The organism is Ancylobacter radicis, assembly GCF_018449475.1.
GTDB classification, from domain to species: domain Bacteria; phylum Pseudomonadota; class Alphaproteobacteria; order Rhizobiales; family Xanthobacteraceae; genus Ancylobacter; species Ancylobacter radicis.
Genome location: NZ_JAHCQH010000021.1, coordinates 343,137 through 355,368, shown reverse-complemented (window position 1 = coordinate 355,368; position 12,232 = coordinate 343,137). Strand labels below are relative to the sequence as shown.

The 12,232-nt window shown below is 67.8% G+C and carries 10 protein-coding genes and 1 pseudogene; 1 reads left to right on the top strand and 10 read right to left on the bottom strand.

The genetic code is table 11. The annotated features are described in order from the left end of the window. The 5 genes and pseudogenes from KIP89_RS20200 to KIP89_RS17805 form a co-directional block, all read right to left on the bottom strand. Positions 1–429, bottom strand: a 429-nt coding sequence (locus KIP89_RS20200; RefSeq protein WP_369807193.1) for an NAD(P)-binding domain-containing protein, incomplete at its 3' end; no start/stop codon positions are given. Beyond that, positions 329–1,042 (bottom strand): annotated as a pseudogene (locus KIP89_RS17820) (HpcH/HpaI aldolase family protein); the annotation flags it as partial. The gene KIP89_RS20200 and the pseudogene KIP89_RS17820, both read right to left, overlap by 101 nt. A gap of 45 nt (positions 1,043–1,087) precedes the next feature. Continuing rightward, positions 1,088–2,587, bottom strand: a complete 1,500-nt coding sequence (locus tag KIP89_RS17815) for a tripartite tricarboxylate transporter permease (protein ID WP_213756923.1) — start codon at positions 2,585–2,587, stop codon at positions 1,088–1,090. A gap of 13 nt (positions 2,588–2,600) precedes the next feature. Next, complete coding sequence (locus KIP89_RS17810; protein ID WP_213756922.1) at positions 2,601–3,050, bottom strand: tripartite tricarboxylate transporter TctB family protein; 450 nt, start codon at positions 3,048–3,050, stop codon at positions 2,601–2,603. Between the two features lie 12 nt (positions 3,051–3,062). Continuing rightward, positions 3,063–4,049, bottom strand: a complete 987-nt coding sequence (locus KIP89_RS17805; protein ID WP_213756921.1) for a Bug family tripartite tricarboxylate transporter substrate binding protein — start codon at positions 4,047–4,049, stop codon at positions 3,063–3,065. A 144-nt stretch (positions 4,050–4,193) separates the two neighbouring features. Here KIP89_RS17805 and KIP89_RS17800 point away from each other — a divergent pair, with 144 nt between their 5' ends. Continuing rightward, positions 4,194–5,099, top strand: coding sequence for a LysR family transcriptional regulator (locus tag KIP89_RS17800; RefSeq protein WP_213756920.1), 906 nt, complete (start codon positions 4,194–4,196; stop codon positions 5,097–5,099). Positions 5,100–5,224: 125 nt separating this feature from the next. On the opposite strand, the gene KIP89_RS17795 is transcribed toward KIP89_RS17800, so the two are convergent. The 5 genes from KIP89_RS17795 to KIP89_RS17775 form a co-directional block, all read right to left on the bottom strand. Then, entirely contained in the window at positions 5,225–5,692 is a 468-nt protein-coding gene (locus KIP89_RS17795) for a MarR family winged helix-turn-helix transcriptional regulator (protein ID WP_213756950.1), read from the bottom strand. Between the two features lie 201 nt (positions 5,693–5,893). Then, positions 5,894–6,754: an alpha/beta hydrolase gene (locus KIP89_RS17790; RefSeq protein ID WP_213756919.1), complete on the bottom strand. Its 861-nt coding sequence runs from the start codon at positions 6,752–6,754 to the stop codon at positions 5,894–5,896. Further along, positions 6,751–8,793 carry a Fe(3+)-hydroxamate ABC transporter permease FhuB gene (gene fhuB, locus KIP89_RS17785; protein WP_213756918.1) on the bottom strand — a complete coding sequence of 681 codons (2,043 nt, stop codon included), beginning with the start codon at positions 8,791–8,793 and terminating at the stop codon, positions 6,751–6,753. Before fhuB ends, KIP89_RS17790 begins: the two co-directional genes overlap by 4 nt. Continuing rightward, positions 8,786–9,715: an ABC transporter substrate-binding protein gene (locus KIP89_RS17780; RefSeq protein ID WP_369807192.1), complete on the bottom strand. Its 930-nt coding sequence runs from the start codon at positions 9,713–9,715 to the stop codon at positions 8,786–8,788. Before KIP89_RS17780 ends, fhuB begins: the two co-directional genes overlap by 8 nt. Beyond that, entirely contained in the window at positions 9,712–12,171 is a 2,460-nt protein-coding gene (locus tag KIP89_RS17775) for a TonB-dependent siderophore receptor (protein WP_213756917.1), read from the bottom strand. The genes KIP89_RS17780 and KIP89_RS17775 overlap by 4 nt, the downstream gene beginning before the upstream one ends. Positions 12,172–12,232: the final 61 nt, after the last annotated feature.

Here is a 12,232-nt window from a genome sequence, read left to right as displayed (position 1 = left end):
GCCCGCCGCCACGCCGTTCTCACCGAACAGCGCCGCCGCCACATGCGGGGTATCCGGCACCATGGTGATGATGATGTCGGCGTTCTTCGCCACATCCGTGCCGGTCGCGCAGGCGACGCCGCCCTTACCGGTCAGTTCGGCCGGAACCGGCTTGATGTCGTAGAGATAGAGCTCGTGACCCGCGTCGATGAGGTGGCCGGCCATGGGCGCGCCCATGATGCCGAGACCGACAAATCCAACCTTCGCCATCGTCTTTTCCTCGCTCGTTGAACCGGTCTCAGGCCTTGAACTTCTTCGCGATGGCCTCGGTGCTGCGCGCCAGCGTGCCGGTGTCGATGCCGACCGCCGTAAAGGTGCTACCCGCCGCCATGTAGCGCCGCGCCAGGGTCTCGTCGCCGGTGAGAATGCCGGCCGGCTTGCCGGTGGCAAGGATGCGGTGCAGCGCGCCCTCGATCAGCTCGACGATGTAGGGATTGCCCTGGTCGCCGAGATAGCCGAGGTCCGACGATAGGTCGCCCGGCCCGACGAACAGGCCGTCAATCCCGTCCACCGCCGCGATGGCCTCGATGTTGTCGAGCGCCTGCTTGGTCTCGATCTGCACGAGGATGCAGATCTCCTCATGAGCGCGGGCATGGTAGTTCGCAACGCGACCATAGCGCGAGGCCCGCGCTGCGCCGGCAAAGCCGCGAATGCCGTGAGGCGGAAAGCGGGTCGCCGCCACCGCCGCCTGCGCCTGCTCCACCGTCTCGACCATCGGCACGAGGAAGGTAAGCGTCCCGATGTCGAGGAAACGCTTGAACACGATGGGATCGTTGACGGGGATGCGCACGATGGGGTGCGTCGGGGTCTCCATCACCGCATGAAGCTGCGAGAGCACGCCGGGCACATCGTTGGGGGCGTGCTCGCCATCGATGATCAGCCAGTCGAAGCCGGAACCCGCCAGAATCTCGGTGGCGGTCGGGCTCGCCATGCTGTTCCAGAAGCCGATCTGCTGGCGACCGGCCGTGAGGCCGCGTTTGAAGCTATTGACGGGCAGGTCCACGGTGAGCGTCCTTGTCGTGATGAGGCGGATGGAGGGATCGGGTCGCTACTCGGCGAGCGCGCGCTTGCGCGTCTTCAGCACCGCTGGCGAAAGCATGGCGAGCAGCATGATCGCGACGATGGCGAGCAGTAGCGCGCTGATCGGCCGGGTGACGAACACCGACGGGTCGCCATCGGCGAGTTGCATGGCCCGGCGGAAATTCTCCTCCAGCTGCGGACCCAGCACGAGGCCGAGCAGCAGCGGCGCCGGCTCGACACCGACCTTGATGAAGAAATAGCCGACCACCGCGCAGCCCAGCATCAGCCAGACATTGAAGGCGCTGTTGGAGATGCCGTAGGTGCCGATGCAGCAGAACAGCACGATGGCGGGAAAGAGCAGCCGATACGGGATCTTCAGCATGGAGACCCACAGGCCCACCAATGGCAGGTTGATGATCAGCAGCATCAGATTGCCCGTCCACATGGAGGCGATGACGCCCCAGACCAGTTCGGGCTGCTCGGTCATCACCTGCGGGCCGGGCTGGATGCCCTGCATCATCAGCGCGCCGATCATCAGCGCCATCAGTGCGTTAGCGGGAATGCCGAGCGTCAGCAGCGGGATGAAGCTGGTCTGCGCACCGGCATTATTGGCGGCCTCCGGCCCGGCGACACCCTCGATGGCGCCCTTGCCGAAACGCGAGGGATCCTTGGCGAGCTTCTTCTCCAGCGCATAGGCGGTGAAGGGCGGCAGCGCCGCTCCCCCGCCCGGAAGCACGCCAAGCGCCGAGCCGATGAACGTGCCGCGCAGCATGGCCGGAAAGGCCGCCTTGAGGTCGGCCCGCGAGGGAACAAGGTCGCGCAGCTTCTGGCTCACCACCTGCCGCACGGCCGGGCGCTCCAGATTGGCGATGATCTCGGCGAGGCCGAACATGCCCATGGCGACCGGCACGAAATCCAGCCCGTCCGCCAGCGCCGGGACGCCGAAGGTCATGCGCGCCACACCGGAATTCACGTCGATGCCCACCGTGCCGATGAGCAGGCCGAGAAACACCATGGCGAGCGACTTGGACACCGAGCCGTGCGCGAGAATGACGGCGGCGAACAGGCCGAGCACCAGCAGGCTGAAATATTCGACGGCGGTGAATTTCAGCGCCAGCGCCCCCAGCGGCAGAGCCAGCACGGCGATCACGATCGTCGCCACGGTGCCGGCGAAGAAGGACGAGATGGCGGCGATGGCAAGCGCCGGGCCCGCCCTGCCCTGCTTGGCCATCTCATGCCCGTCGAGGCAGGTAACGACCGAGGAGGTCTCGCCGGGCACATTGACCAGGATCGCCGTGGTCGAGCCGCCATATTGAGCGCCGTAGAAGATGCCGGCGAGCATGATGAGCGCCGAGGCGGGCGCGAGGCCGAAGGTGAAGGGCAGCAGCAGCGCCACGGTCGGGATCGGCCCGATGCCCGGCAGCACGCCGATGGCGGTGCCGATCACCACGCCGATCAGGCAATAGAACAGGTTGTTCCACTGCAGCGCGGTCGAGAGTCCCAGGAGGAGGTTGTCGAAGAGTTCCATGGCGTCTCAGGACTCACCAGGGCCAGATGGAAACGGGCAGTGCCAATGCCTTGATGAACAGCAGCACCGCGCCAACCGTGACCGCGAGGCCGAAAACGATCACCTCGAAAAAGCGGCTCTCGCGGCTGGCGGCGGCAGCGATGAGGATGGCGGCGAAGGAGGCGAGCGCGAGGCCCGCATTCTCGATCAGCAGCGCGAAGACGCCGACCGCCACGCCGACGCCGAGGATGGGGCGCAGTTGAACCGGCTCGATGCCGACATGGCCGCGCAGCAGGCCACGCCCGGCGAAGAACAGGCCGAAGGCCAGCAGGATCAGCGCGATGGCGCGGGGCATGTAGCCCGGCCCCATATCGGCGGCGGTGCCACCGTTGAGCCCGCGCGTGGCGACGAGGGTGCCCGCCGCCACGGCGATGAGGAAGGCGCCGAACGCAAGGTCCGGCCAGTCGAAGCGGCGGCGGGTCACGGCGCGTCCCGCTCAGTTGGTCTTGATGTCGGCGGCGCGGACGATATCGCCCCAGCTCTTGATGTTGGTCGCGAGCCAGGTCTTGACGTTCTCCGGCGAGCCGGGACGCACCGAGCCGCCCTGCTCGGCGATCTTTTCCTTGATCTCCGGCAAAGCGAGGATCTTGTTCAGCTCGGCATTGAGCTTGGCGACCACCTCGGGCGGCGTCTTGCCGGTCGTCAGCAGGCCCTGCCAGGTGCCGGCGTCGCTAAGCGGGAGCTTGGCTTCCTTGAACGTCTCGACATTGGGCAGCGCCGCCAGACGCTCGTCGCCGGTCACCGCGATGCCGACGAGCTGGCCATTGGTGACGAAGGGGAGCGTCGCCGTCGCGCCATTGATGATGACCGTGCTCTCGCCGGAAACCACCGCGCGGGAGGCCGCCGCGCCGCCCTTATAGGGCACATTCTTCCACTCGATGCCGAGATCGCGGGCGAGTGCCACGGCGGTGATGTGGTTGAGCGCGCCGACACCGGAATTGGCGACCGCCAGCTTGCCCGGATTGGCCTTGGCATAGGCGACCAGCTCGGCGACGTTCTTGGCCGGCACGGCGGGGTTCACCGCCAGCACATAGGGGCCGAACATGACCATGCCGACGGGGGCGAGGTCGGCCTCGACATTGTAGGACAGATCCGGGAACAGGCTCGGCGCGATGGCGAGCGAGCCGATATCCATCAGCAGCAGCGTATGACCATCCGGCCGCGCTTTGGCGACCGCGTCGGCGCCGATATTGCCGGCTGCGCCCGGCTTGTTCTCCACCACCACGGGCTGGCCCACGGCCTCGGAGAGCTTGGGCGCGATCAGGCGGGCGAGGATGTCGGACGTGCCGCCAGGGGCGAAGGGCACGACGATGCGTACCGGGCGGTCGAAGCTCTGGGCCGCCGCCGGGGTCGGGGCAAGGGCGGGCGCAAGAACGGAGAGGGCGAGAGCGGCCGCGGCCGCCTTGAGAATGCGAAGGCTCATTGGCGTTACCTCCAGGGAGTGGCGATGGCGACGTTGCGCCTTGCTTGTCATTGGGAGGCGGTTGCTGCCTCCATCGTCAATCTAGGGTGCTTTCGATGCGGGAATGAGTTGTTCTCTGCATTGATCAATGCCATTTTTAGATCAATGTTTGAGCTCAGCCATCTCCGCTGCTTTGTCGCCGTTGCCGAAGAACTGCATTTCGGCCGGGCGGCGGCGCGCCTCAATCTGACCCAGCCGCCACTCAGCCGGCAGATCCAGCTCCTTGAGCATACGCTCGACGTGAAGCTGCTGGAGCGCACAAGCCGCTCAGTCAGCCTCACCCGCGCCGGTCACAGCTTTCTGCCCGAGGCGCGGCGCCTGCTGCGCCTTGCCGAAGGTGCGGCGCTGGCGGCGCGGCGGACGGCGAGCGGCGATGTGGGCTCGATCACGCTCGGCTTCACCGCCGCCTCCGGCTACGATTTCCTGCCGCGCCTCATCACCCGGTTCCGCGCGGCGGCGCCCGGCATCGACCTTGTGCTGAAGGAGATGGTGTCGACCGACCAGTTCGAGTCGCTCACCTCCGGCCTCATCGATGTCGGCCTCGTTCGCCCCACCTTCAACCGCCGCGAGGTGGTCTCGCTCTGCGTCGTGCGTGAACCGCTGATGATGGCCGCACCCGAAGGTCATCCCCTCACCGGCGCCGGCGAGGTTCAGCTGGCCGATCTCGACCGGCAACCCATGGTGACCTATTCGCCCTATGAGGCCCGTTACTTCTACGACCTTCTGGCGACCTTGTTCGCCACCGCCGGCATCACCCCGCGCTATGTGCAGCACATCAGCCAGGTCCACTCGATCCTCGGCCTGGTGAAGGCCGGCCTCGGCGTGGCTCTTGTGCCCCGCGCCGCGCGCAATCTGCGCTTCGAGGGCGTGGCGCTACGCCCCCTCGCAACCGGGGCCTCCCCTACCGTCGAGTTGCACGCCATCTGGCGTCCGGGCAACACCAACCCAGCCATACCCGCCCTTCAGCACACCTTGCAGGACTTGGCGGCGAGGCCGGAGGCAGATCTCTAGGCTCAGGACACGGCTAAATGCAGCCTCGCGTCTGATAGTGCATTTGGTTCCACGTGAGCCGGGGGCGCTGCCATGGCTGACGAATTATGCCGGATGGAGGAGCAGCGCGAGCGGACCTCGATCATTCAGGTAGGCGCGTTCCAGCCATCGATGCGGGTGTAGATCGCGTCGCGCAGTTCTCTCACGTCCCGGTTCAGTTCACCAAGATGTGCCGGGCTTTGGCCGGATGCCACGAGGAGGGATTCCCCGAGGCAACCCGCCCGGGCGCGGAGGGCGCGCCCCTGATCGGTCAACGCGACGACGACCTGCCGTTCATTTTCGGGGTTTCGCGTTCGGCGCAGGAATCCGGCGGCTTCAAGCCGCTTGAGCAAGGGTGTCAACGTGCTGGATTCCAGCGCCAGCCGCTCGGCGATGCCGCCGACCGTCAGTTCATCCTCACGCCAGAGCACGTTGAGAACGAGGTACTGCGGATAGGTCAGTCCCAGTTCGTCGAGCAGCGGCTTGTAGACGCGCTGAATGGCGATGCCCGCCGAATAGATCGCGTAGCAGAGCTGGTCATCCAGCGGCACGGGGCGGTTCTCTTTCTGGGTCATCATCAGCTCCTTCGGAACCTCATATAACCGCTCTGACCGCAAAAAAGAATATCGCGATAAAAATTATGCTTCGCAGGAAGAGGTCTGGGATCAAGCCCAAGGTCGTGACAGCGTGATCGACAACACGGCGACAGCGATCTCCGCCCAGGCCCCTGATCGTCGACACCTGCCGGCCCGGCGCGGCGAGAGACCGCGCGACGCTTATCCGCGTGGCTCCCGGCCGAAGGCGAAGCGGATGGCTTCGTTGACGCAGGCGGGCAGCACCGACATATGCGTCTCGCCCGCGATCAGCCGGAATTGCGCGGCGAGCCCCGGCGCACGCGCCAGCCGCTCGGCCATCTCCCGGCTGTTGTCAACGATGCGGCTCTCCTCGAAGCTGGAAAGGCGCTTGGCCTCGTCCTCGGCGCCGCGCTGGAAGGGCGCGAGCGCCTGCTCATATTCCCCGGCCAGAACCAGCAGCCGCCCATCGGCGCGCCGGCCCTCGGCGAGGAACGCCTCGGCCCGGTCGACGATGCCCGCGCCTTCCCACCAGATGGCCGGGCTCGCGGAAATCCAGCGCGCGAAGGCATCGGGTCGGCGCAACAGGGCGTGGAGCACGAACAGGCCGCCGAAGGAATGGCCGAGAATCGCCTGACGCCGGCGGTTAATCGGCACGCGGCGGGTGATCTCAGGCTTCAAATCCTCCTCGATGAAGGCGAGGAAGTGGTCGGCGCCGCCGGTGCGCACGGGCGGTCCGTCCGGCGTGTGCGGCGGGTAGGTCTCGCCCGGCGGCGGGCCCATGTCCCAGGAGCGGCGCACGCTGTCATACGCGCCATCCGTGGGGTAACCGATGCCGACCATCACACCCCAGTCGATACCGGTGCCAAGCGGCCAGGCGGCCTGCACGCGCAGGATGTCCGCCGCTGTTCCCGCCACCGCGTTGGCGTCGAGATAATAGAGCACCGGCCAGCCCTCGGCCGGCGGCTCGCCCGGCGGACGGTAGAGGAAGATGCGCCATGGCGCGCCACCCTCGCGCGGGGCGATGTCGAAGGTCACGGTGTCCGGGATGGCGGCGTGTGTCATGCGGAGGCCTGTTTGCGTGAAAGCAGCCAGAGAAAGGCCGGCGCGCCGATCATCGAGGCGACGAGGCCGGCGGGCAGTTGCCAGGGGAAGGCGAGGCTGCGGCCGATGAAGTCCGCCGCCACCATCACCAGCGCGCCGATCAGCGCCGCTCCATAAAGTTCGGCCAGCGGCCGGCGCAGGCCGATCAGGCGCGCCAGATGCGGCGCCATCAGCCCGACAAAGGACAGCGGCCCGACCAGCAGCGTGGCCATGGCGGTGGCCACACCGGCCAGCAGGAGGAGCATGATGCGGCTGAGCCCCGGCGGCATGCCCAGCGCACGAACCGCCTCGCCGCCCAGGGGCAGGATGTCGAGCCAGCGGACAATCAGCGGCAGCAGCGCCAGCAGTACGACAACGGCCAGAAGGCTCGCGCCCGCCATGTCGGTGGTGACGCCATAGGTCGAGCCGGTCATCCAGTTGAACAGCAGCACGGCACGCGGGTCGCCGCTCGCCATCAGCACGCTGACCAGCGCGTCGAGCAGCGCGCCGACGGCGAGGCCGGCGAGGATCACCCGCTCCGGGCTGCCTTTCGCGCTGCGGGCCAGCGCCAGAATGGCGAGGAGCGCCAGGCTCGCCCCGAGCGATGCCGCCAGCGCCTGTTCCACACGGCCGAAATCGGCGAGCAGGAACAGCGCAATTGTGAGCCCGCAGGCGGCGCCGGCGCTCACGCCCAGCACTTCGGGGCTGGCCATCGGATTGCCGGTGAGGCGCTGGAGGATGCAGCCGGCCACCGCCAGCATCACCCCGCCGGACAGCGCGGCGAGCGCCCGCGGCAGCCGAAGCGGCCACAATGCAACCGCGTTCCCGGAGCCCCCCGGCCCCGGCCAGGACACGCTCCAGCCCTCCAGCCCCGGCCCGAACAGCGCGGAGAGCACCAGCATGCCGAGAAGCAAGGCCCCGAGCCAGGCGAGCCGGCGCCGGGCGCGGACCGCACCATGATCGCCGCGCACGGACAGGGCCGGCGTGGCATGGGGCGGCAGACGCAGGCGCGGGATCATCCAGAGCAGCAGCGGCGCCCCGAACAGCGCCGTCACCGCGCCGGTCGGCACCATCTCGCCAAAGCTTGCGGCGGCGAGTTGCACGCCCTGATCCGTGGCCCAGAGCAGCACCGCCCCGAGCAGGCCCGACAGGGCGAGCCGCGCGCCCGTGCCGCGCACGCCGCACAGCCGCACCAGAGCCGGCGCGGCGAGGCCGATGAAGCCGATGACGCCCACCGATGCCACCACGAAGCCGGTGAGCGCCACCGCCACCAGCAGCACGGCGAGGCGCACCGCGCCGACGGCAAGGCCGAGCCCGCGCGCCTGCATGTCATCCAGCCCCAGCAAGGTGAGCGGGCGCAGGAGAAGCGCCACCGCGAGCACGGCAATGGCCAGACGCGGCAGCAGGAAGATCGTGCCGTCCCAGCCCTGCTGGCTCAGCGAGCCCGCGCCCCACAGGAACAGGCCGGCGAGATAATGGCTGTTGAACAGGGTGATGAGCGCCGCCAGCGCGGCGCAATAAAGGCTCACCACCATGCCGGCGAGGATCACCACCAGCGGCGCGAAGCCGCTCGACCGGGTCAGCAACAGCACCACGCCAATGGCCACAAGGCCGCCGCCAAGCGCCACCCATTCGCGGCCGAAAGCCAGCAGCTCGGGCGTCCAGACCAGTGTGGCCGCCAAAGCGAGATTGGCGCCGGACTGGATGCCGAGCACGGTCGGCGAGGCCACGGGGTTGCGCAGCACCTGCTGCAACAGCGCCCCGGCAAGGCCCAGCGCCGCCCCGGCGAGCAGGCTGATCACCAGACGCGGGGCGTAGCTGTAGGCAATCAGGGCCTGCGCGGGATCGTCCATGGCGGGGGCGACCAGCATCCCCCACACGGCCCCAATCCCACCTTCCGGCAGATGCGCGGCGAGATTGATGGCGCTCGCCAGCAGGGCAACGGCACCAAGGCCGAGAAGCAGGGTGGCGGCTCCGCGGGGGCGGCGTTCGGCGCAGGAACGTAGGGCGATGTCAGCCATGGCTCGGCGCCTCCGCCAGCCGGCTCTGGAGCTGCCGCGCGAAACGCATGGCGGAAGGCAGCATGCCGAACATCAGCACTGGCGGCAGGCGGTCGATCCGGCCGGCGCGCACGAAAGACAGGGTGTTCCACAGCGGGCTGGCGGCCAGACGCTCCAGCGTGTCGGGCGAGACGGGCTCCATATAGATGAGCCGGCCGGCGGGAATTTCCGCCAGCGCCTCGATCCCCACCGTGGCGAAGCCCCAGTAATTGACCGGGCGGGTCCAGCCATTGACGAGACCCGTGCGCTCCATCACGTCGCCGAACAGGCTGCCGGCGCCATAGACCCGGACATGGCGGTCATCGAGGAAATTGACGACCAGCAGCGGCCGCTCATTGAGCCCGGCGGCCGTGAGGCGGGCGCGGGCCGCCTCCATCGTCGCCTGCGCGCGCCCGACCAGATCCTCCCCGGCGCTCACCGCCCCGATCGCCGCGGCAAGCGCACGGGTGGCGATGATGCTGCGCGCATAGGCGTCGCCTTTTGGCGGCGCGTAGATCGAGAAGCGGCGGGTCGGCGCAAAGCGGCGCAGCAAAGGCTCGATGCCGTCGAGATAGGGCGTGGTGACGATGAGGTCGGGCCGCAGCGCGGCGAGGAGTTCGAGATTGGGCTCCCGGTCCGTGCCGAGATTGACCGTGCCGGCCGGCAGCGCCGGCTCGACGACCCATTGCGTCCAGCTGGCCGGGTTGGGGACGGCAAGCGGTGGACGGCCCATCTCGATGAGGGTTTCGGTCAGGCCGAAATCCATCGAGACGATGCGGGAGGGGTCGCGAGCCGGCGCATCCGGTGTCCGCGGGCCGGCGGCAAGGAGCGGCCAGCCCGCCATGGCGGCGCCCGCCGCGCCGAGCAGCAAAGCCCGGCGTGACGGCACGGCCCTGATGCTCACCAACGGTACTTCAGCCCGGCGATCACGGTGCGCGGCGCGCCGAGATAGCAGTAGCCGGCATCGCAGGTGGTGTATTCCTCGTCGAGCAGGTTCTCGGCGTTGATCTGGAAGCTCCAGCCCTTGAGCGCGGGGTTGATATACTGGAAGTCGTAGCTCAGCTTGGCGTCGAGCAGGGTGTAGGCGTCGTTCTCGAACGTATTGAGCGAGTCGCCCCAGGTGGTGCCGATATAGCGCACGCCCACGCCGACCCCGAGACCGACCAGCTTCGTTCCGGCCTGGAACTGATAATCCGCCCAGAAAGCGAACGTGTTCTCCGGCTGGCCCGACGGCACGAGGCCGACCGTGTCGGGATCGCCGGCGATATTCTCCATGTCGAGATAGGTGTAGGCGCCGCGGACCTTCAGTCCCGCCCCGAGATTGGCAACGGCTTCCAGTTCGAAGCCACGGGCGCGCACCTCGCCGGTCTGCACCTGGTAGAGCGGGTTGGTGTCGTCGGTGACGAGGCCGTTGTTCTGGTTGATCTGGAACACCGAGGCGGCGAAGAAGCCGTCAAAGCCGATCGGCTGGTACTTCACGCCGGCTTCGATCTGCTTGGCCGTGGTCGGCGCGAAGGCATCGCCATTGATGTCCACGCCGAGATTGGGCGCGAACGAGGTCGAATAGCTCACATAAGGCGCGATGCCGTTGTCGAACAGATAGGTCAGACCCGCGCGATAGGTGAACTCGCTGTCGTCAATGTTCTCGGCAGTGTCCGCCAGAAGGTCGATATCGTCGGTGTCGACCCAGTCCTGCCGGCCACTGAGGGTCAGGATGAACCGGTCGTACTGCGCCTGCTCCTGCACATAGAGCCCGACCTGGTTCTGACGCTGCCGGTAGCTGGCGGCGGTCAGCGCGGGATCCTCGATCGGGCCGAGCGGCTGGTTGGTGTTGAGGTCGTAATCCGAGGCCGCGCCATAGCCGATGCCGCCGCTCAGGGCGAGATAGGAATAATCGAGACCGACCAGCAGCTTGTGCTCGACAGCACCGGTCGCGAAATTCGCCTCGACCTGATTGTCGACGACGAAGGAGTCCAGATAGTCCTGGACATAAGCGGAATAGCGGCTGGCGACATTCGTGCTGGTGTCGAGCCCGGTCGCGCCGGTGTAGCGTACGCCCGTATTGGTGCTGCCATAGCGCAGGTTCTGGCGGATGGTGAACACGCTGTCGATGTCGTGCTCGGCCAGATAGCCGATCCGCCACTGCTCCTGATTCAGCGCGTTGTAGTCGCCGAAATTCTTGCTGAACACCTCACCGCCCGTGCCCGTCCAGCCATAATAGGGCAGCGACGCCGGTGTCTCGGACTTCTGGTACTCGCCGAGGAAGGTGATGCGGGTATCGTCGCTCGGCTTCCAGGTCAGGGCCGGGGCGATGAAGGTCATGTCGTTGGTGCCGCCGCCATAGACGTTCGGCGAGCCGGCATCGCGCAGCACGCCGGTGAGGCGGTAGAGCCACTGGCCTTCCTTGTCGACCGGACCGCCGATGTCGAACTGGCCCTGCCACCAGTCATAATTGCCGCCCTGAACCTCGACCTCGCCGAACGCCTCTTCGGTCGGACGCTTGGAGGTGATGTCGACGAGGCCACCGGGCGAACCGAGGCCATACAGCGCCGAACTCGGGCCGCGCAGCACGGTGACGCTCTCGACGCCATAGGGCTCGACCTTGAAGATCGCCATATTGGCGCCGGGCAGGCGCATCCCGTCGCGGTAGATGCCGTTATAGGTGACATCGAAGCCGCGCACCGAGAAGGCGTCGTAACGCGGATCATAGCCGCTCTGCTGGGTGCGCACGCCGGGCGTGTAGGCGACCGCCTCGGTCAGGGTCTGCACGTTGCGGTCGTCGAGTTCCTGGCGCGTGACCACCGTGATCGACTGCGGGGTCTCGATCAGCGGCGTGTCGGTCTTGGTGCCGGCGGTGCTGGCGGTGGCGACATAGCCCACCGTGCCATTGCCGTCGGCGGCGACGTCGATCGTGTCGAGCTCGATGCCGGCCGTTGCCCCGCCGGTCGCGGCAGCGGCGGGATCGACGATCGTCACCCGGTTGGGACCGGTGAAGCGATAGCTGAGGCCGGTGCCGCGCAGCAGAAGCTCAAGCGCCTCGGCGGTGCTGTAGCTGCCCTGAACCGGGCTGGAGCGCCGCCCCCCGAAGCGTTCCGTATCGAAGAAGACCCGAAGGCCGGCCTTCTGGGCGAAGGACAGGACAGCGCCGTTGAGATCCTGCGCCGGGATGTCGAACGCGATCCGCGAGGCGACCGGAACCGCCGCCGTCTGGCCCTGCGCCCAGGCGGCCGGCGCCATGCCCGCGAGGCCTACGGTGACAAGACCGGCCCGGACGAGACCAAGGGCCAGTGCACGGCCCGCCACGCTGCCGAGATGATGCCGGCGCAGGCGCCGCGTGCGGTGACTTACCCAGTTCGTCATTGGAGCGTTCTTCCTTCCTGCCGGATCGCGGTAGCGCGGTGACAGCCGTCGCCGCCGGCCC

Bases quoted from the DNA above. Each gene is read 5' to 3' on its own strand.
- KIP89_RS17815 (WP_213756923.1), bottom strand. From the start codon at position 2,587: ATGGAACTCTTCGACAACCTCCTCCTGGGACTCTCGACCGCGCTGCAG.
- KIP89_RS17805 (WP_213756921.1), bottom strand. From the start codon at position 4,049: ATGAGCCTTCGCATTCTCAAGGCGGCCGCGGCCGCTCTCGCCCTCTCC.
- KIP89_RS17800 (WP_213756920.1), top strand. From the start codon at position 4,194: ATGTTTGAGCTCAGCCATCTCCGCTGCTTTGTCGCCGTTGCCGAAGAA.
- KIP89_RS17795 (WP_213756950.1), bottom strand. From the start codon at position 5,692: ATGACCCAGAAAGAGAACCGCCCCGTGCCGCTGGATGACCAGCTCTGC.
- KIP89_RS17790 (WP_213756919.1), bottom strand. From the start codon at position 6,754: ATGACACACGCCGCCATCCCGGACACCGTGACCTTCGACATCGCCCCG.
- fhuB (WP_213756918.1), bottom strand. From the start codon at position 8,793: ATGGCTGACATCGCCCTACGTTCCTGCGCCGAACGCCGCCCCCGCGGA.
- KIP89_RS17775 (WP_213756917.1), bottom strand. From the start codon at position 12,171: ATGACGAACTGGGTAAGTCACCGCACGCGGCGCCTGCGCCGGCATCAT.